This window comes from Geomonas sp. RF6 (assembly GCF_021044625.1).
Classification (GTDB): domain Bacteria; phylum Desulfobacterota; class Desulfuromonadia; order Geobacterales; family Geobacteraceae; genus RF6.
In genome coordinates this window covers 1828458-1847953 of record NZ_CP087999.1, presented here as the reverse complement: position 1 = coordinate 1847953, position 19496 = coordinate 1828458, and the positions used below count along the sequence as shown (strand labels likewise).

The following is a 19496-nucleotide window of genomic DNA, read 5'->3' as shown; positions in this document are numbered from 1 at the left end:
GGGAACGCCTGCGGCTTATCCCGGCCTACGTGGACGCTGTCTGCATGCCTCATACCATCCCCACCCTGACTAAAAAGTAACTTCTTGCAAAGGAGTGCGGCGCATGGCGGAAAAAGCAGAAGCCGCCTCCTGCTGAAGCGGCTTCTGATGCTGCCATAGTGCGACTTCCCCCCGGTGCCCTGCGCCTACAGGAAGCGTTCGAAGTGCTCCCTCTTCACCTTTTGTTTCGCCACGGCCTGTCCTACCTGCTGCAGGTCGGCGATGTGGTCGACGGAGTCGAGCTTTTGCACGTCCTTCGGCTTGATGTTGGGAAGCCCGAGCTTGTCCAGGCCATTGCGGGTAAGTTCGGCGTTGTAGCGGGCGTAGGTAAAGAGTTTCGGACCCGGGCCTCTCATGTCCATCATGTCGCCGACTTCAGAATCGAGGGGATCGCCGCAGACGCAGTCACCGAAGACACGACAGAGGAAGTCCTGCTCGTTCAACGCCGCGAACATGAGGGCGGAGGGGATGCTGCCGGCGTTGTACAGGACGTTCATGTCCGATGGCTTCAGCTTCTCGTTTTCTCCCGGGCTCGTCCCGGTGCCGATGGAGACCACCAGCATATCCTTCACACCCGCCTGCCAGTTGAGGTTGTACGGCTGCGTCGTGGCCATGAGGAAGGTCTGGAAGGCGGGGTTGTTGTACGGGGTGATGCCGCCGTCCACGAAGATGAAGCGGTGCTCTCCTACCGTGAGGACCTCGGGGGGGAAATAGACCGGCGCGGCGGTGCTCGCGCGCACCAGCTGCCAGAGCGGGAGCTTCAGGTTGCAGTCCGGGAGCGACAGGTCGTTGTACTTCGCCTTCGGATTGTTGCAGATCGGCCAGGGGGAGTCCGTGGTGGCGTTGCGCATCACCATCATGAGGAGGGTCTTCAGCTTCGCGCTCCCCAGGTATGTCACCCCCTCATCACCGTCGAAGACCTCCCGCAGCTTCCTGGCGAGCTTCTCGTCCTCGAACTTGTAACGGAGCTTGTCGAGGAGGAACGCTTCGTCGAACATCTCCTTCCCGCTGTTGATGTAGAAGGCCTCGATGTCCCGCGCCTTCATGCCGAGGGAGATGCAGGCGGCGATGATCGCTCCGGTGCTGGTGCCCGAGACGAAGTCGAAGTAGTCGGCAAGCCGGAAGCTCTCGTCCTTCTGGAGCTCCTTTCGCAGTAGATCCTCGATGGCGATGAGAACCTGGACACTCATCATCCCCCTGATCCCTCCGCCATCGAGTGCCAGAATCTTTTTCGCCCCTTTCCGCTCGATCCTTTCGGTCAGCTTCGCGTGGTTGAGTTCACCCTCCATAACTACCTCCTCTCTCGTATGATATGGGGTAGTTCAGCAACTCCACCCCCCGGCCTACCACAGCGACCGCGTCTCGATGACGTGCACGTCGCCGGAGCGCTTCCTCACGCTGTCGCACATGTGCTTCGTTCCGCCGCGCCCGTCTCCGGCCTTGCCGTCCCACAGAGCAATGAGCTGGACCTTTTCCGGACCCCAGGAGAGGGCGTAGTACAGTTGCCAGAGATTGTTCCTCTCGTACGGGTTCGCCCCGACGGGAGTCGGCCCGAGCTCCTCGGGGAGCACCAGGAGCTTGCTCTTTTTGTGCTCCTTCAGCGCCTGAAAGCGATCCACCCACTGCTCCCCTGCAAATGCGACGGATCGCTCCAGGAACTCCCCCTTTGGAAAAGGGATGCGCACGTTCACTCTCAGCCCGCGCTTCAGCGCCTCTTCGGCAAAGAGGATGTCACCGCCGCACGCACCGCCGCAGATGGCGAGATCGCTCGCCATCGCGCCCAGGCGATCGAGTTCTGCGGCGATCGCCCCCCTGGCCACCTCCTCCTTTTCGGGGGGAAAGCGCGGCTCCGCCCGCCCCGGCGCATCGATCATGTGGCCGGAAAAGAGGAAAACCTTCTGCGGGCGCCACGGCTCGACGAGCTTCTCCATCTCGCGCTCGAAGATGCGCAGCGCCGCCTCCACCTGCACGGCGCGGAAATTGAGGTCCTTCAGAAGAAGGAGCTGCTGCCTCGAGCAGTCGATGTCAAACCAGTTGCCGTCGGCGACTGCGACCGCATCGCGGTACGCCCTCTCCACGACGGAGGTGTCGCTTGCCAGAAGCTCGAGGTCGCCCAGGCTCGCCCTCGCCCAGTAATCCTTCTCCTGCACCGTCTCCCGCGACAGCGCGCTGCGGATGGCCCAGCGCACCCCCCCCTCCATGAGAGCGCACTGCTCCGGGGGCTTCTCCGTTCCGCTTACATGGGCGAGGAGATGGGACAGGGTGATGGCGTTGATCCCGGAGTAGTAATGGCAGGGGTCGTGTAGAAACGCCGCGGAGTAGGTGCATATCGCCTCCCGCAGGAGGCCGTCCTCCAGCGCCGCCTCCACGAGCATCTGCGCCGGCGCGATCCCCTCCCGCCGCCACCCGCTCACCCACGCCTCCTTACCGACCCGCCCGAGATGCGCGAGTGTCTCCGCGTCTGACGGGTCCTCCCGCAGGAGAGAGCGCAGGATTTCCTTCGCCTCGCTGTGCTTCTTCAGCCGGCCAAGGGCAAGCGCCTTGCTGCGCAGCATCTCCGCATCTTCCGGTGACGCGGCGATCCCCTTGTCGAGCTGCTCGATGCCGAGCTCGAAGTGGCCGAGGTTGATAAGCGCCTTCCCTGCCGCCAGCCGCGCCTCCCTCATCAGGGCGTGGTTTGGCGCCTCCTCTGCGAGAACCATGATGTCGGCGGGCCTACGGTTGCGGCGGGCGGTCTCGATCCGGCTCCCCCACGCCTCATGTTGCTCCCAGAACTCCCCCGACTCCTTTACATACAGCTTCTTCCATTCCGGCTCCTCGAGGTAGGGGAGGAGCTGGTATACAGGGCTAATCTTGCGGCCGTGCCAGCTGTTGAAGGTCTCCACCGCGTGGCGCGCCAGGTCGTCGCGGTCCTTTTGCAGAGCGGCGGGATCGGGGGCGCCGTCCTTTATGTGATAGGTGAGTTTCCTGTCGGTGTAGATGTCGAAAGGCTGGTACTCGCGCTTTGACTGGATGAGGATGACGCCGCGGGACCTGAGCGCATGCCTCACGCCGAGCTCGTACCACACATTGGGGTTGTCGATGGAAACGTCGGCGACCACCAGGTCGGCAAGGAGAAGCTCCTGGAACATGTCCGCCCGAATCTCGCCGGCGCGCAGTTCCTGATCTGCGCGGAACACCTCGAATCCGCGCTCCTTCAGTGCCGGCTCGATCAAGTCGTGGTAAACGGCGTCGAAGTCGATCTCTTCCTTCTTGCCGAAAGGCATGGCGACAAAGACATGTGGATTCATGGGACCTCCAGCAATAGCTCGTTAACTTTTATCCTACATTTCCACTTTTGCCAGTGCTGCCGTGCCCTTGGCCGGAGAAAAGGGATCGCCGCCGCAACTCCAGGCCGGGCAATGACCCCGTATGTGTATAAAGCAGAGTCATCCCCCGTCCTTACGGGAGGGGACGCTAGTGGCGCCGCGCTGGAGCACAGGCTTCCCAGCCTGTAGCCGCGGCGCCAGCCGCGCTCTGTGGCGGCTGCACCGCCATCGCAGGCAAGATGCCTACGTTCCAGCGCGGGGGCCCCCGCATCTTTGGAAGAACCTCCGCAAGGGGAGAGGAGATGTAAATGAGAGATTTTGACTTGCTCATAGTTATGCATTAATCTGCAAGGGATTCCCTCGGAGATCACTGTTGTCAAAGGAGGTAAGTATGAGCGCATCTGAACTACGCCCCATCGCCTTCATGGTTATGCCCTTTAGAAAACGCCCGGTTCCCGGTGCTCCGGAAGGCGCCCCGAAGGAGCTCGATTGTGACGCCCTGTGGGACCGGGCTTTCCGTCCGGTGCTGGAGGAGCTCGGTTACCTCCCGGTCCGTGCCGACATCGAAGCGGGGACTGTCATCGTGAAGGACATGCTGGAGCGCCTGGCGTTTGCGGACCTCGTCCTCGCCGACATGTCCCTCCCAAACGGCAACGTCTACTACGAAATCGGCATCCGCCACGTCGCGAAGGAAACAGACTGCGTTCTCGTCGCCGCGGAGTGGTCGTCGCAGCTTTTCGACGTCGACCAGATGCGCACGGTGCGCTATCCGTTGAAAGACGGTGCGGTTCCTGACGAGGCAGCACAGGCTGTCAGAGAGGTGCTGAAGGAGAAGCTCCCGAAGGTGCGGAGCTCGAGGACGCCGTATTACGAGCTCATCAAGGAGAAGAGCGAGGCGAGCTGTTTCCGGGAGCAGCTGGAAACTATCAGCGCCTTTCAGGCGAGCGTGCGGGAAGCGCGCCTGATGCCGACCGCAGAGGGGCGAAAGGGAGCGGTCGAGGCTCTTGTCGCCAAATACACCGGAGCCGCATTCTGTATCCCGGAGGTCGCTTTCGAACTCCTCACCCTCGTGAGGGACTGCGTTTCGTGGCAGGCGATGCTCGATTTCGTGAAGCAGCTGCCGGATTCGGTGCAAAAGGACGGGTACACGAAGGAGCAAACGCTCCTGGCTGAAGCAAAGACCGGGAACGACGCCGCCGCTATCGCAGGGCTGGAGGAACTGATCAGGTTGCGCGGGGACACCCCTGAGCGGCGTGGGCTGCTGGGGGGGCGCTACAAGAATCTGTGGCGGCAGATGCGGGACCAGAGGACCGGCGCAGGCGATGCCACCGCGAGCCTGAAGGAGCAGGGGTATCTTGATGAGGCGATAGAAAACTATCGGAAAGGAATGTGCCTCGACCTCAATGAGTACTACTGCGTTTGCAACCTCCCGGGACTCTTGCGGGCGCGGAGTGGCCCCGGTGACGAGGAGGAGGCTGCGTTTTTCGACCGGCTGACGGTGCTCGCGACCGAGGTGAAGATGGACAAGGGGGAAGAGGACGAGTGGGCTCGCCCGACCCTCCTTGGCGCTGCCTTCCGTAGTGGCGATGTAAAGGAGGTGAGCCGTCTGGTGCGCGACGTGGCGCGGGAAGGGGCCTCTGCATGGAAGCTCGGCACAACGCTGCGAGACATAGAGGACGCTGTCGCCGCACTGCCGGCTACGGATGTCCGAAAACAGATGGAGAAGTACCGGGATCAGCTGGCGACGCTGGTTTAGCGCGCGGTACCTGCCGGCGGGCTGACCCAGTGCCCCGCCCGTTTCACTCCTTCCGTTTGTCTTTTGCTCCCTTCGAGGTTGATCCGGGAATCCCGGGGAAGATCGCTACAGAGATGCGGGTGTCCACGCGCTGGAGCGTAGGCATCTTGCCTGCCATGGCGGCGCAGCCGCCACAGACCGCGCGGCCGGCACCGCGGCTACAGGCTGGGAAGCCTGTGCTCCAGCGAGGCGCCACCAGCGCGGCAGCGAGAAGCATTTCTGACTTGTCCCTGGGGAAGAGTTGGCTTAAAGTGCCCTGTTTGCACGCCCGGGAGGCGAAGCGGGGGCTCCCGCCCGGAGATAAATGCAGGAGCTAAATATGATTTTGACAGGAACGATCGTAAACGCCGCTGCAATCTGCGCGGGAGCCGTCATCGGCAGGTATGCCGGGCGCTTCGTCCCTAACAGGATGAGGCAGACCGTCATGGTCGGGCTCGGACTGGCGGTGCTCCTTATCGGCCTGCAGATGGCGCTGAAAAGCCAGCAGACAATGATCGTGATCGGCAGCCTGATCGTCGGCGGCATCCTGGGGGAGATCCTGCAGATCGAGGCGCGCCTCGAGTCGTTCGGGCTTTGGCTGCAGGGGCGCTTTTCCGGGGCGGGAAACATCGCGGAAGGGTTCGTTGCCGCAAGCCTCCTCTTTTGTGTCGGCGCCATGGCGATCATGGGCTCGTTGCAGGACGGGTTCGGCGCAGAGCCGACGATACTCTATGCAAAGGCAGCTCTGGACGGCATCGCCTCCATCGCGCTCACCTCCACTCTGGGAGTCGGCGTTCTCTTTTCGGCGGTTCCCGTTGCTCTCTATCAGGGAGGGATAACGCTCGCCGCCGATTCCGCAAAGGTGCTCCTAACCGATCCGGTGGTGGTGGAAATGAATGCGGTAGGGGGGCTTTTGATCGCGGCCATCGGACTCGATCTCATGGGGTACAAACGCCTGCCGGTCGGCAACATGCTTCCGGCCGTTTTCGTTGCTGTGGGGCTCATGTGGGTACTTGGGATGGCCTAATCACGTCCCTCCGGCCAATCCTCTAGTTAAACATTCGAAGCGGCGCCAGCCGCCCTCTACTCAAAGTGTTAACTCCCCCTGCCTAAAACGATCTCTCCCTTCCCACCCTTGAATGGCTTACACTTAGTAGATAGGGGTCTTAAAGAGGGGGAGAGGGGATGATCAAGGGCATTCTGCTCGATCTTGCCGGCACCATTCATGTGGGGGACGCGCCGCTTCCCGGTGCCATTTCCGCGGTGCGCGCCCTGGCGGCGTCCGGCCTGCCTCTGCGCTTTGTGACCAATACTTCCCGCAGGACGAGAGCGGCTCTGCATGAAGACCTGCGCCGGATCGGCTTCGACATCGCGGCCGAAGAAATTTTCACCGCCCCGCTTGCGGTGCGCCGCTACCTCGAGGAGCACCGGCTGCGCCCGTACCTTCTGGTTCACCAACACCTCCTTCCGGAGTACGATGGACTCTGCTGTGACAACCCCGATGCCGTCGTCGTAGGAGACGCCGAGGAGGGGTTCAGCTTTCGCAACATGAATACCGCCTTCCGGCTCCTCAAAGGCGGTGCCAGGCTCCTGGCCGCCGGCCGCACCCGCTACTTTGAAGGGGGCGGGGGGCTGGAGCTTGACGTCGGCCCTTTCGTCGCCGCACTGGAGTATGCAGCGGAGACGACCGCAGTTGTCCTTGGAAAACCCTCTCCTGATTTCTTCCTGGAAGCCGCTGCGGAAGTGGGTGTGGAGCCTTCAGACTGCATCATGGTAGGGGACGACGCGGAGACTGACATCGCTGCCGCTCTTGCCGCGGGGGTGCAGGGGGCGCTGGTTCAAACCGGAAAATACCGCGAAGGGGATGAACGACGGATAGGCGGGGACTTCATTCTTGCCAGGAACATCGCCTCGGCAGTTGAGGAGATCGTTGGGAGGGTGAAGCGAGGCGGGTAAAAATCGTGAGTCGAGGCGCATTTGTAGCTTTGTGAGGGAAATACGCTGTAGTATAGTTCGCCTATGAAAAAGTCACTCCTAGAAAGCAACCCGCACCTGAAGGACGCGTCAAAGCGCAGCAAAGCGCTGGCACGAAATGTCGAGTCCTCCTCCGCCATCGAGGGGATTCGCGTGAAACGCGATGCCGATACCGGGCATTTTGTCGCCGAAAAGAAGAAGGACGCTGCGCCCCCCCCTGACAAGCCTGCCCCTACAAAGAAGAGTCGATGACTATCTCGAAGAGCTGTTTCATCGGGACGTAATTCCTGTCCAGCCCCTCCCGCACCGCCGCAAAGTACTCCTCCCGAAGGCTGTCGAGTTCGCCGAAATCGAGCAGCGGCAGTCCCGCCTGCAACGCCATCAGGGTGGCGAGCAGGCGCCCCAGTCGGCCGTTCCCTTCACGGAAGGGGTGAATCAGCATCAGTTCCACATGCACTTCGGCCAGCGCATCGGTCACTGCGTCAGCATCGTTGAACACACAGGGGGTGTACACTCGCAACTGCGTCCGCTCAAATTCCGCCATGAGGGCCGGAATGGCGTGTGCCATGGCGAACTGGAAGTTTCCCTTGCTCATGTTGACCTGCCGGTACACTCCAGCCCACGGATAGATACCTCCGAGCCACTGCCGGTGAATGGTTTGTATGTCCCTCTCCGTGAAGGAATGTCCCACCACCACCTCGCCGATCAGTTGTTCCTGCACGCGCCAGAGCGCGGCCGTCTCCGCAATTCCCATGTCGTCCGGGTGCTTTATGCCGAGGAGGTTGCGCAGCACCTTGAAGTTTGATCCTTCTTCGTACTGGTCTTCCGGCAGCGTAGATGTGTCATAACGATCGTGCATGGCGGTGCCTTCGTCTGTGACGGATCAAGAACGGTTGTGCTGGAAAAGAACTGTCTCAGCCGATAGTTTGTCGCGCACTCTGCAAAAGTGCAAACTAAAAAGCCTCCAGAGAAGGGTGCGAGGGGAGGCGAAATGTCTTCAGAATAAAAGAAAAGGGAAAAACAGCCGCCTGTTTCTCCCTTTTCAACCCATCACCGCGGTGACTCATATTTAAAGCGGGCCTTGATCGTGAGGTCCCGCCTGCTCAACATTCACCTAATGAAATGAATCATGCACTACTTGATCACCCTCATTTTTTTGCTTTCACAAACTCACCACGCCTAATCTGCTCGCTTAGTTCCATATACTCCTGATGGATAGCTTCTGCTCTTTCTCGCCATTCGTCGGCTTCGCGTTGCGCCTGGATTACCTTTTCGGCGAGGTCCCGGATCTTCTTTTGCTGATGCAGTAGCAACATGTTATCCATGGGAAATCCTCCATCTATAGACCCTCCTGCTGTTACCCTCGTTCATTTGGGGGCACATTTTCTCCCGCTCTCCCTTTTCGGTCTGCCATTACCGGGAGATGGTTTTCGCATCCCGCAGGGGTGTTGTCGATAACGTAGCAGGCATCACAGAAGTCCCTGTCGCACTGTGGACAATGAATGCTGTTTTCAGCCCGATCTACCTGCATTCCGCACCCCACGCATCTCTTGTCTTCATGGCTCAACTCCATATCCTCCGTCATGCCCTCCATGGTTTCAAAACATGCTGGTGTCCGCAGCGGCGGCTTCAGACAGAATAAGATGCTGAAAAACCGCAACTTGTTAGTAAAGGGTATCGAGTCGGAGGGAGGTATCAACCCAAAAAAGATCCGATAAGATTTCCCCGACGAGGTAAAAGTGGCCGAAGACTTCAAAGTACGACCAACCCCCCTGAAACGGTGGAATCCTCAGAAAACCCGCTTAAACTATTACGAGACATGAAGTTTACCAACAGGAAGGAGATCATATGGAAAGTGTCGAGACGCAACTGATGGCAGAGTTTACGCTGGGCTCTCGTTCATGGCAGACCGTGTTCGTCGCCCGGAAGGAACCGGCTCCTCCCGGCTGCGAGTGCACGAGTCCTGATTGTTCTTGCGGGAAAAAGAAGGCGGAGGCTGACAACTGCCGGATCAGCTTTGTAAAGCTAACGAAGATTCGCAGCCTCGATTCCACCCTGCATCCGGAACTTCACGATTCGGAGGCCATTGAAGTAAAGAGGCATCTGCACGCGATTCTAAATGACACGCACCGGCCAGTGTATCTCTGCACGGAATGCTACCCCCACCGCTTGCATGACCTCCTGAACAAGCCCCACGTGAAGTAGCCGCCAAGCTTCCTGCAGGACGAAAGACAAGAAAGCCTCTTCGGAAGAAGGGGCTTTCTGCTACCGTATCCGCACTGTCCCTTGTACAGAAGGAGACGTCAGGGTGAGGCGGTGCCATTTGTAGGCCGGAATAAGCGTAGCGTTTCCGGCATTCGCTGGTACGCAGCGTGGACTGCCGGGAACGCCTGGCGGCTTATCCCGGCCCACATTGGGAGGCTACCTCATCCCCACTCTGTCCCTCGAGTCTGCTATCCCTTATTTCCGGCCGATCCGGAAGAGCTGGTCGAGGAGGAGAGCTGCCACCACCCCGACTACGAAGCCGTTCCCGGCGACGGAGCGAAAAAGTGGAGGGAAGGCCGCCACGACGGAAGGGGGCAGGTGCGCCACCACGGTTCCCGCCAGCAGGGGAAGCGCGACGACCAGCCCGTCCTCAAAGGTGAACCTGCCGCCCACAAAGGCGAGGCCGAATCCCGCGGCGGCCTGTCCTGCGAGGGTGTAGATCAGGATGCTGGCGATGACGGTCGGCGGGATCGCCCCGGCGAGCCCCAGGAGGAGCGGCGAGAATGATGCCGCGACGAGGATCAGCGCCGCCGGGATCAGCGGGTAGCGCGAGCCGCATCCGGTGGCGGCGATCACTCCCGGGCTGACGGAGAAGTCGATCGGTCCGATGACCCCAAGAAAGCCCGCGACGGCGTTCACCATTCCCGCTACCGTCATACCTCTCTGCACGCGCCGCTCCATGCCGTCCGGTTGCAGGAACGGTGCAACCGCCTGAATCGATCCTATTTCATTGAGGGCGAGGGCGAGAAAGCAGAAGAGAAAGGAAAGGACAGTGCCCGCGTCGAAGACGGGGGAGGTGAACCCGCTGAAAAATGAGGCAACGGGGGCGTAGCTCCCGAGGCTTGGGCTTCCGCCGAAGATCCCGTAGTAGAGGAAGCTTCCGGCCGCCATGCCGGCGACGATCAGAAGGGAGCGACCGGCGGCTGAAAGAAAGCGGTGGGCGACAAAAAGGGTGGCGGTGAAAAAGGCGGCGAAGAGGAGCCGGTCAGGAGCACCGTCCGTTGCGCCGGCCGTAATAAGCCGGACGATGATCGGCGTCATGGTGAAGGCGATCAGGAGAAGGACGGTGGCGGTGACGCGTGCGGTGAAGACCGTGCGGATCCACCCGAAGAGACCGGCGGCGGATACCAGGGCCAGGAGGACTCCGCAGAGCCCCATGGCGGTGTAGGTCGCGTCGGGGTTCGCGCCGCTGCCGACGATGCCGAGGAGTAGCGCGGTCGCCGATCCCGAGATCAGTGTCAGGCGGTGCCCGATGAACGCCTGGGCGAGGAGCATGAGGGCAGTGACGAAGGTGGCCTTCTGCAGGTAAAGGGTGCGCAGCCCCGGGTCGGAAAAGTGGTGCCCTGCGGCAAGCGTTCCCGCGATAATGACGAAGGGGAGCGATACCGCGATCCACTGAACTGCATATATGGTCGATTTGCCGGCGGAGAGGCGGTCCTCCAGCCCGTAGCGGAGATTCATCGGCACATCCTGTAAGGCAGCATCACCAGCACCAGACCAGGTAGTCGTCGGACATGAAGTCGATGACGTTCAGGTACTTGATCTCCACGTCGCGCTGGCCGAAGAAGTTGCGGAAGCGCTCTTCGGTCTGCTCCCGCTCCACGCGCTGCCTTTCGTTCTGAATTTCGGAGTCGGGGGGGAAGAGTACCACCCTGAGCGCGACTTTGCTATTGCTAATCACCGCCTTTAAAAGGGTATAGCGGAACTCGAAGTCAGCGAGGGGGAGTGAGTAGCCGAGAAAGACGATGCGCTTCGCCTCCTGGAGGTCGCGCTGGATGTTGTGCCAGACGAGCTTCAGGTGGGTCTGCCCGATGTCCTTCACGAAGGTCGGAGTGATCATCACGTTCTCGAGATCGACCTTTGTGCAGAACCGGCACTTGTACTCCTGGGGGAAGAGGATGGGGATGCAGTCGGTGCAGTTCTTGGAGAAGATGCGGTTGCAGCTCGGGCACTTGGCCCAGTTGAGGGAACCGTGGGGCTTCAGGAGCTTGATGTTGAAAAGCCCCTTCGCCTTGCGCAGGATCGACGGGGTGTGGTTGGTGTCCTCTTCGATGTCGTAGTCATAACAGGTGTAGTCGATGCCGCTCTCCTCGTCGCTCGCCTGCATGATCAGGTGGTCCGGTATCGTATCCCAGTTGAAGGAGACGAGGGAAAATGGGTCGTCCTGCTGTGCCCTTACGCTCCCGTCCCCCTTTCTGCACCGCACCAGCGCCTCGAAAAAAGGGCGGTAACGGCTGAGGTCGCACTTCAGAAGTTTTTTCTGGAAGTCGTCGGTGATCGCCTGGACCAGCGCCACCAGGGAGTCGCGGATTTCCCGGTGGCCAAAGCCGGGGATGACCTCGCCGTAGTGGTTGGCGCGGTCGAGCATGGTGAAGACGTCTTCGAGGGGCACCGTCCGCATCGCTTCCGGATCGACGATGTTGAAAAGGATGGCGTAGATGCGGCGCGTCGTCTCCTGCACCGGCTGGGAGTAGGATCTCAGCACATCGAACATGATCTCCGATTGCAGCGGCATTCCCGCGGGAGCGGAAAAGCCTGCGCCGAGTACGAAAACCGTCTTGCTCACGGTTATTTCCCCAATCGCTCCACAGCCCCATGCCGTGGCCGATGCAGCACGGATCCACCCTGCGCAGCATCACTTCTCTAGGGTATAACAACCGCACAAAGACGTCAGCATTATCGTGAACTCATGGTGTTGCCGCTTTCACCCGAGCTTTATGCCGCCGATCTGGGTGGCGGGGTCCGCCTTTTCCAGCGCCTGCTGGGCGAACTCCAGCAGCCGCTCGAGCGGTATGTCCTTCTTCGTCTTGTCTCCCACAAAGCCGACGATCCCGTAGAGGGGGGATGCCTTCACGGTGGTGTCTTTCACCTCGATCGCTATCTGGTTCATGCGGACTTTCAGCCGCTTCGCGACGGTGCAGGCGTCGTTCACCTCGGTTTCCGGGAGGAGCACCAGAAAGTGGTACTCGTTCCAGCGCGCCACCCAGTCAACCTCCTGGCGGACAGACTCCTTCAAAAGGGCGGCTGTCGCCTGGAGCAGCTTTTCTGTGGCGAAGATACCGTTGTCTTTGCGGAACTTGTCGATCCCGTTGAAGCCGATCAGCATGACGGAGAGCGGGCGCTGGTACCTGTTCGTCCGCTTGATCTCCAGGGGGAGCCGCTCCTCCATGAACTTGCGGTTGTGGACACCGGTGAGCACATCCACGAGGGACGCTGCGTAGACCTGCTGGAGGTGCGCCTCCCTGATCGCCTCGAGCTCGATGATGCGCATGGCGGTCCTGATCCTCGCCTGCAGTTCGGGCTTGTGGACCGGCTTTGTGAGGTATTCGTCGGCCCCGGCGTCGAGAGCGGTGATCGTGTCGTTCTTGCTGTCCTGGGAGGTAAGCATGATGATGTAGGTGTAGCCGAGATGAGGCCGGGCGCTGCTGTCGGCGCGGATCGCCTGGCAGAGCTCCAGTCCCGTCATCCTGGGCATCACCCAGTCTGTGACGACGATGTGAAACCGTTTTGACTGGTACGCCTCGAGGGCCTGCGCCCCATCCTCCGCTTCGCACACCTCGAAACCCATCGTCTTCAACATGTCGACCACGATATTGCGGATCAGTATGTTGTCGTCCGCAACGAGAACTGAATGTTTTGCCTGGCCGTCCAAACGTCCCTCCATCGAAGTTCAACTGGATGTGAACTTCGAGATGCAGATAGCGCAGCCATTGAAGGCGGCTCTTCTGGTAGTGCGACTTATCGGCAAAGGGGAGGTTTCTGTTGAAGAGAAAATTGAGGGCGTTAGCGGGCAAAAGAAAAGGCCAGGCTAAAGTGCCTGGCCCTCTGATGATCCCTTGTGACCTGCAGATGCGTCAGTGCATCGCCTTGGAGCGGAGCCCGAAGAGCTTTAGATAGGAATCGGGGAGCTGGCCTATGAAATGCGAAAGGCCGCGCGATTGCGGCCTTCTCAACTATTACAGGTTAGCACTTGTGCAGCTCTCCCCATAAGCCGGTGTTGCTGTCGGGACCGCTAGGGGACTGGTTCCTCGGCGCTCACCTCCATTTCGGCAGCATCTGCGCCGGAAAGGTCACTCGTCTCCTGTTTGCGCAACTGTTTTTCCTCTTTTTTCTTCTGGCGCTCCAGCTCTTTTTGACGCTTCTGGAATTTGTAATTCACCTTTGCCATATCTGCAGCCTCCCTTATTTTCGGTCGTTGCGCAGTTTGTATCTCCTCCATCCGGCTGCCGCCAGAAAATGCTCACCGACGAAACGGTTTACAGAGGATGCACCGTGTTATGAATAAAAGCAAGGGGGACTATAAAAAATGGATTCTGCTCAGAACATTTCTGATTTAACCATGCGCTTCCATTGAAGTTATCCCCGGACAAACTCTATCACTGCGCAGGGAAATTGTGAGGCATTTTGGGCAGGAATAACTCCTCCGGAACCGGGATCTGGAAAAAGATTAGCAATTGGCTTGCGTTATGTGCAGTAACCTGTTACGGTTAGATAGTCCGTAGCAGTTACGGCATAAAACCTAGAGCAGCACCAATTGGAGAAAGAAAGTACATGGCAAATGGAACGGTAAAATGGTTTAACGACAGCAAGGGTTTTGGATTTCTTGAGCAGGAGAATGGCGAGGACGTTTTTTGCCACTTTTCCGCCATCACCGGTGACGGGTTCAAGTCCCTTGCTGAAGGCGATAAGGTAACGTTCGATGTGGTCAAGGGGCCGAAGGGCCTCCAGGCTGCGAACGTGAAAAGGATCTAAGGGCGACCCCTTGATTCACGCAGAAGGCCCCGGAGAGATCCGGGGCTTTTTTGTGGCCGGCGTCCGGAAAAGGCGCTCACCCTTCAGTCTCTCTGATCGATAAACCGCCGCTCCTGGAGCGAAGCGCGCTGGAGAGGATCCCTGATCTCTCCGCAGAAATGTTTAGGTACAGGTCGATTGATCGTTGACTGATGCTTCTGGCTCTCCGGGATCGGCAGCGTTTGCCAATTGAGCACGAGAAGCCGGGTTGCATCAAATCCAACAGAAAGGGAGAGAGCGCATGATCATCAAGCGGGGTAGCGTAATCAGTCACACCGTCGCGAAAGAGTGGGGCGTTGGCAAAGTCATCGAGGTAAACGATCTCAGAGCCGTGATCCAGTTCAACGACGGCAGCGTCAGGAAGATTATTTCTTCCCACTTCTTCAAGCTGGAAGCTGCAGACAATTCCCTCTATCACCCGCCCACCGATACTTCCATCCCGCTGGCGGTAGCTGCACCGAAGAGACCGAAAAAAGTGAAGGCCGTCGTGTAACCATCCGGCCATCCGCACGCGCTGCTGCAAGCAGAAACGAAAAAAGCCGCCCCCAAAGGGACGGCTTTTCTGTTTCGTGCTGTCGGATTCTGCTTGAGGTGCCCCCTCCCTTGACGGGAGGGGGGCAGGGGGTGGGTGAAGCTGCCATAGGCTGAAATGGTGGCACCTTCCCCCCCACCCTGTCCCTCCCCCGCAAGGGGGGAGGGGATTCCTGCCACCTCTCCCTGAAACTCGGAAGTTAGAAATTGTACTGCAGCGTCAAGCGATTCTGCCAGAACGGGTTGTCGTACACAGGCGAGGTCTGGAGAGCCATGAAGTCGCTGATGCTGAATCCTTTCAGTTTCCCGCCGAAGTCGTAAATCGCATAGACCAGGTACTCGGACTGGTTCCAGCTCTTGGCCGACGCGGACGGCTTCAGATCCATGAAGGAGTAGCGCCCTCCGACGAAGAGGTTCTCGCGCGCCGCGCCGCTGATGTCGATAGCGTAGGCGCTTCCCGCACCCAGGTCCTGCGTGCTGGAGAGGTACGGCTGCGCGAAGAAGGGGCCGGACGACACATTGTGCGCGTACGGGGTGACCAGCGAGCCGTTCAGGTAAGAGTCGGAATGCGGCGTGATGTAGTCATAGCCAACCGATGCGGTGATGGAATTGCGCTTCACGCCGAGCTGCAGGCCGTACACCTCGCTCTGCACCTTCCCCAGGAGTTCCTTGCCGTCACCGTCCTCGTGCATGAACTGGAACGCGGCAAACGGCTTCACAATCCCTTCCTTCGCGGAGACCTGCCCCTCGAGATAGGTCATACGCGCGTAGTCGAGATAATCGACGAACCACGCCTGCCCCTTCAGCACGACGGAATCGAGGTCGGCGGTGCGGGCTCCCCCCACCCCCCAGAATCCGTCCGTGGCCTCGGTCCCGATGGTGCCGAACGGGTCGATCTTCTGGTTGTAGGTCGTCTGCCTCGTAAAGGAGTTGTCGATGTACGACTTGAAGCGGTTGATGCCGAAGGCGGTGATGGAGTTGTTGCTGTCGCCGTACCGGGCTGTCACCCCCTGGTAGAGGGGGGGCACCATGCGCCAGTCGTTGCTGTTGGCGAACGGAACCTCGAGCTGCTGGTTTCCGACGGTGATCCGGAACCTTTCGTTCTCCCACTGCCCGTATGCTTCGCCGAGCCCCAGCAGATTGGGGTGCAGGTAGCTGTCCACCTTGGCGAGATTGTTGTTGTGCGCGATCCCCTGCTGCCAAAAGCCGCTCAGCCCAAGGGAGAAGCCGTGATACCTGGCGGTCTTGTAGAAGACGTTGCCGCCGATGCTCACGGTGTCCTGGTCAAAGCCGGAGAAGTAGTTGTTGCGCGACGAGAAGTAGATGGTCTTCGCGTTGCCGAAGATCTTCCCTTTGGTGAACATTTCCAGGACGGAAGTCGGTTCTGCGGGGGGGGTAGCGCCATCCTGGGCGAGAGCCAGGGCCGGCAGAGACAGTGATGCAGCAATGGCGACCGCGGCGGACGCTTTTCCTACCGTGATACTCCGGCTCCTGATGACTTTTGCGCAGTGGAAGAACAGATCCTTCATGTAACCCTCATTTTCTCTTTGTAATGAATGTTGCTAATGTCTTACTTCAAAACATCTACCATCGTGGCTGCAATATCGGCAAAAGAGGTGTGAATATGCAGAAATAGCGTCTGCCTCAGATCCTGGTACTTTTCGGACAAGGCGAATCGGCTACTCCAGAATGAAGTGTAGCTAATTCAATTGTTACAGGGGCTTTACCGGATAAACGCTTGTGAATAGAGAAAGGGGCCAGCGCAATCGGAATAGAGACAGTGTCTTATACAGTTTAGTTGGATCAAAATCAATAAAAACAGTGGGAGTGCCCGGTTTTTCTGGTATTTCTTTGGCTTGTGTGGAGTGGTGCGAGGGGGGAGATTGGTGGGAGTTTAATGTGCCGAAACTTTCTGACGGCAGGGGGGGAGCAAGAAGGGGTTGAACACATCTCTGCGTCAACCCCTTCTTGCTGCTACATCTTGGTTACCCTTTGGCGCCGAAGACGAAGTAGGAAAGGGAAAGGAGTGCGAGCACCCACATGCCGTTTTTCATCTCGCCGAGGCGGCCGGTAGCTGCCTTCATGAGGGGGTAGGCGATGAAGCCTGCCGTCATGCCGACGCCGATGTTGTAGGTGAAGATCATGAGCACGACCGTGAGAAAAGCCGGGACGAGCTCGGTGAAGTCGTCGAAGTCGATCTTTGCCAGCGGGCTGATCATGAAGGAGCCGATGATGATGAGCGCGATCCCGTAAGCGTGCGGCGGCACGATGGTGAAGAGCGGCGCGAGGAAGAGGGCGAGGAGGAAAAGGACCGCAGTGACCAGGGAGGCGAAGCCGGTGCGGCCACCTTCCTCTATCCCCGCCGCCGACTCGATGTAGGCGCCGGTGGTGGTGGTCCCCAGAAGCGGCGCCACCACGGTGGCAAGCGCGTCAGCCAGCATCGGTTTCTCTATCTCCGGGAGGTTTCCGTTCTTGTCCAGGAGGTCGGCGCGCATGGAGAGGCCGATGAGGGTCCCGACGGTGTCGAGGAAAGCCATGATGAAGATCGTCAGGATGATCGGGAAGAACGCAGGCTGCAGCGCCCCGTGGAAGTCGAGCTTGAAGAGGATCGGCGTGAGGTCCGGCGGCATGCTGACGTACCCGGTCGGAAGGGGGGTCACCTTCAGCACGATGGAGAGGACGGTGGTGACCACGATGCCGATCATGATGGAGCCAAGGACCTTGCGCGACATCAGCACCGCAGTGAAGAGAAGGCCGAAGATCGCAAGGAGCACCGAGGGGTGGGAGAGGTCACCGAGCTTCACCGGTGCGCCGGCAACGCCGAGGGTGACGATGCCGGTCTCGTTCAGGCCGATAAAGGTGAGAAAGAGGCCGATCCCGGTGGCAAAGGCGCATTTGAGCGAAAGGGGGATAGCCTCCGCGAGCCAGCTGCGCACCTTGAACAGGGTAAGGAGCGTGAAGACGACACCGGCAAAGAAGACGGCGGCAAGAGCGGTCTGCCAGGAGTATCCCATGACCTTCACAACCACAAAGGCGATGAAGGCGTTTTCGCTCATGTATGGCGCGATGGCAAAGGGGCGGTTGGCGAAAAAGGCCATGAGGACGGTGCCGAAGACGGCAGCGATGATCGTCGCAGTGGTGGAGGGTCCGCGCGGGATGCCGGCGTTTTCGAGGATGGCCGGGTTGACGATGATGATGTACGCCATGGTGAGGAAGGTGGTGAGACCGGCAATGATCTCCCTCCGGAAGTTCGTTCCGTAGCGCTGGAATTGGAAATAAGAGGCGATGCGAGAGGTCATTTCTGCTCCTTCATGGCGTAGAGGGCCGGGAGGTTGCGCCAGTATCCTGCGATGTCCATGCCGCAGCCGAAAAGGAAGCGGTCCTCCACCTGAAGTCCCACGAAGTCGGCCTTGACCCCGGGAGCCTTGCGGTCGTGCATCTTCTCCACGAGGACGGCGGTGTACACCTTCTCCGCTCCCTCGTCCTCGCAGTACTTGATGATTTCCGCGAGCGTCACACCTTCATCGAGGATGTCGTCCATGAGAAGGACGGTGCGCCCTTTCAGGGAGCGTTCCGGGCGGACCTTCCAGTTGAGGGCGCCGCCGGTCGTTTCCGCGCCGTACCGGGTGGCGTGCATGTAGTCGAGCTCCAGCGCAAAGGGGAGCTTGTCCACCAGCCTGCCGGTCATGAACAGGCCGCCGTTCATGATGCAAAACCCGACCGGGACGGTTCCATCCATGGCCTCGGTGATCTCCTGTGCCATGCGTGTCAGTGCTTCTTCCACTTCTGCCGCCGACCGGAGGCAGTCAGCCTCCTGCCGGATGTCGTTCATGTCTTTCAGTACCATCACCGCTCCTTCAGGAAAATAATTGTCGGAGGGTAACAAAGAAACGACGCAAATTCAATACATTATGGTTTCATTAACTCTATCTATCGCCAACTCTGTTCGGTGTGCGCAAACATTTGTATTTGCATGTGAAATAGCAGGGCGTCGTCGATTCGGGCGACTGCAGTTTTTGCGTCAGTCACAAATTTGCACCCGGCGCTGTCGCACAGGATCGAAAAAGTTAAGGCTCAGTAGAGTAAGTTCATATGTCTTACTACGTTAACAGCTGTCCACATTTTGCGTTGACGCCAACGGAGTACTGCTATACATTCTGCGCCGTGGCGACTTGTACTTCAGACCGGCCACAGGCAGCGTTCACTGGAGACTGGAGGGAAGATCAGCTATGACAGATGTCAGCCGCATCGGAGGGAAACTCACCACCATACGAGAAGCACTCGGCGTCACCCGTGAACAGCTGGCCGAACGGTGCGACTGCAGCGAGACGGTCATCGCCGCACTGGAAGGAGGGGAGCTAGCGCCCTCGCTCACCCCCCTCATAAAGATCACCCGCGCGCTCGGTGTGCGACTCGGCACGCTCTTGGACGACGACACCCGCCTCGGCCCGGTCGTCACCCGCTCCGGCGAGAGTAACGGGGTGTCACGGGTAAAGTCCCTGGAAATCGCCAGCAACGCCGGGGCGCTCGACTTCTTCTCCCTGGCGATGAACAAGACCTCGCGCCACATGGAGCCGTTCATCATCACCGTGAAGCCCGCCTCGGAGGGGGAGACGCCGCTGTCGAGCCACGAGGGGGAAGAGTTCATCTACGTCCTCGATGGTGCGGTGGAGATCGCCTACGGCAAGGAACTGTACCTGCTGGAGGTGGGGGACAGCATCTACTACGACTCCATCGTGCCGCACCAGGTGCGCAGCCGCGGCGGCGACCCCGCCCGCATACTCGCGGTCGTATTCGCGCCGTTTTAGGAGGGT

Annotated in this window: 18 protein-coding genes; 7 read left to right on the top strand and 11 right to left on the bottom strand. The window is 59.6% G+C overall.

The features are described from left to right. Nucleotides 1-185: 185 nt before the first annotated feature. Together LPW11_RS07910 and LPW11_RS07905 are read right to left on the bottom strand one after the other, a co-directional pair. Nucleotides 186-1328 carry a patatin-like phospholipase family protein gene (locus LPW11_RS07910; protein WP_230997582.1) on the bottom strand — a complete coding sequence of 381 codons (1143 nt, stop codon included), beginning with the start codon at nt 1326-1328 and terminating at the stop codon, nt 186-188. Nucleotides 1329-1382: 54 nt separating this feature from the next. Further along, a complete protein-coding gene (locus tag LPW11_RS07905; RefSeq protein WP_230997581.1) occupies nt 1383-3329 on the bottom strand; it encodes a tetratricopeptide repeat-containing protein in 1947 nt (648 codons plus the stop codon). Nucleotides 3330-3738: 409 nt separating this feature from the next. On the opposite strand from LPW11_RS07905, the gene LPW11_RS07900 reads away from it, so the two are divergent. The 3 genes from LPW11_RS07900 to LPW11_RS07890 all read left to right on the top strand — a co-directional run bounded on the left by LPW11_RS07900 (nt 3739) and on the right by LPW11_RS07890 (nt 7077). Next, on the top strand, nt 3739-5103 hold the full coding sequence (locus LPW11_RS07900; protein WP_230997580.1) for a TRAFs-binding domain-containing protein: 1365 nt from the start codon (nt 3739-3741) through the stop codon (nt 5101-5103). A gap of 358 nt (nt 5104-5461) precedes the next feature. Next, complete coding sequence (locus LPW11_RS07895; protein WP_230997579.1) at nt 5462-6148, top strand: DUF554 domain-containing protein; 687 nt, start codon at nt 5462-5464, stop codon at nt 6146-6148. Between the two features lie 158 nt (nt 6149-6306). Then, complete coding sequence (locus LPW11_RS07890; RefSeq protein WP_230997578.1) at nt 6307-7077, top strand: TIGR01458 family HAD-type hydrolase; 771 nt, start codon at nt 6307-6309, stop codon at nt 7075-7077. A 250-nt stretch (nt 7078-7327) separates the two neighbouring features. Here LPW11_RS07890 and LPW11_RS07885 read toward each other — a convergent pair whose 3' ends face one another. Further along, a complete protein-coding gene (locus tag LPW11_RS07885) occupies nt 7328-7954 on the bottom strand; it encodes a Fic/DOC family protein (protein WP_230997577.1) in 627 nt (208 codons plus the stop codon). A 289-nt stretch (nt 7955-8243) separates the two neighbouring features. Continuing rightward, nucleotides 8244-8420 (bottom strand): hypothetical protein, encoded by a 177-nt coding sequence (locus LPW11_RS07880; protein WP_230997576.1) that lies wholly within the window; start codon nt 8418-8420, stop codon nt 8244-8246. A gap of 523 nt (nt 8421-8943) precedes the next feature. Between LPW11_RS07880 and LPW11_RS07875 the strand changes: the two genes are divergently transcribed. After that, nucleotides 8944-9300, top strand: a complete 357-nt coding sequence (locus LPW11_RS07875) for a hypothetical protein (protein ID WP_230997575.1) — start codon at nt 8944-8946, stop codon at nt 9298-9300. Nucleotides 9301-9555: 255 nt separating this feature from the next. On the opposite strand, the gene LPW11_RS07870 is transcribed toward LPW11_RS07875, so the two are convergent. From LPW11_RS07870 to LPW11_RS07855, 4 genes are all read right to left on the bottom strand, one after another. After that, nucleotides 9556-10821 carry a uracil-xanthine permease family protein gene (locus tag LPW11_RS07870; protein ID WP_230997574.1) on the bottom strand — a complete coding sequence of 422 codons (1266 nt, stop codon included), beginning with the start codon at nt 10819-10821 and terminating at the stop codon, nt 9556-9558. Nucleotides 10822-10843: 22 nt separating this feature from the next. Beyond that, nucleotides 10844-11926, bottom strand: coding sequence for a hypothetical protein (locus tag LPW11_RS07865; RefSeq protein WP_230997573.1), 1083 nt, complete (start codon nt 11924-11926; stop codon nt 10844-10846). Nucleotides 11927-12064: 138 nt separating this feature from the next. Further along, nucleotides 12065-13012, bottom strand: a complete 948-nt coding sequence (locus LPW11_RS07860) for a GGDEF domain-containing response regulator (protein ID WP_230997572.1) — start codon at nt 13010-13012, stop codon at nt 12065-12067. A 360-nt stretch (nt 13013-13372) separates the two neighbouring features. Beyond that, the gene (locus LPW11_RS07855) at nt 13373-13579 is read right to left on the bottom strand and encodes a hypothetical protein (RefSeq protein ID WP_230998354.1); all 207 of its coding nucleotides are present in this window, start codon (nt 13577-13579) and stop codon (nt 13373-13375) included. Nucleotides 13580-13911: 332 nt separating this feature from the next. Here LPW11_RS07855 and LPW11_RS07850 point away from each other — a divergent pair, with 332 nt between their 5' ends. Both LPW11_RS07850 and LPW11_RS07845 read left to right on the top strand, forming a co-directional pair. Continuing rightward, a complete protein-coding gene (locus tag LPW11_RS07850; protein ID WP_230997571.1) occupies nt 13912-14112 on the top strand; it encodes a cold-shock protein in 201 nt (66 codons plus the stop codon). Between the two features lie 280 nt (nt 14113-14392). Beyond that, the gene (locus LPW11_RS07845) at nt 14393-14644 is read left to right on the top strand and encodes a DUF3553 domain-containing protein (RefSeq protein WP_230997570.1); all 252 of its coding nucleotides are present in this window, start codon (nt 14393-14395) and stop codon (nt 14642-14644) included. A gap of 238 nt (nt 14645-14882) precedes the next feature. On the opposite strand, the gene LPW11_RS07840 is transcribed toward LPW11_RS07845, so the two are convergent. From LPW11_RS07840 to LPW11_RS07830, 3 genes are all read right to left on the bottom strand, one after another. Beyond that, a complete protein-coding gene (locus tag LPW11_RS07840) occupies nt 14883-16211 on the bottom strand; it encodes an OprD family outer membrane porin (RefSeq protein WP_230997569.1) in 1329 nt (442 codons plus the stop codon). Nucleotides 16212-16667: 456 nt separating this feature from the next. Next, complete coding sequence (locus tag LPW11_RS07835) at nt 16668-17981, bottom strand: NCS2 family permease (protein ID WP_230997568.1); 1314 nt, start codon at nt 17979-17981, stop codon at nt 16668-16670. Next, on the bottom strand, nt 17978-18529 hold the full coding sequence (locus LPW11_RS07830) for a hypoxanthine-guanine phosphoribosyltransferase (protein ID WP_230997567.1): 552 nt from the start codon (nt 18527-18529) through the stop codon (nt 17978-17980). The genes LPW11_RS07835 and LPW11_RS07830 overlap by 4 nt, the downstream gene beginning before the upstream one ends. 382 nt (nt 18530-18911) lie before the next feature. Between LPW11_RS07830 and LPW11_RS07825 the strand changes: the two genes are divergently transcribed. Continuing rightward, entirely contained in the window at nt 18912-19490 is a 579-nt protein-coding gene (locus LPW11_RS07825; RefSeq protein WP_230997566.1) for a helix-turn-helix domain-containing protein, read from the top strand. The last annotated feature ends 6 nt before the right edge of the window (nt 19491-19496 follow it).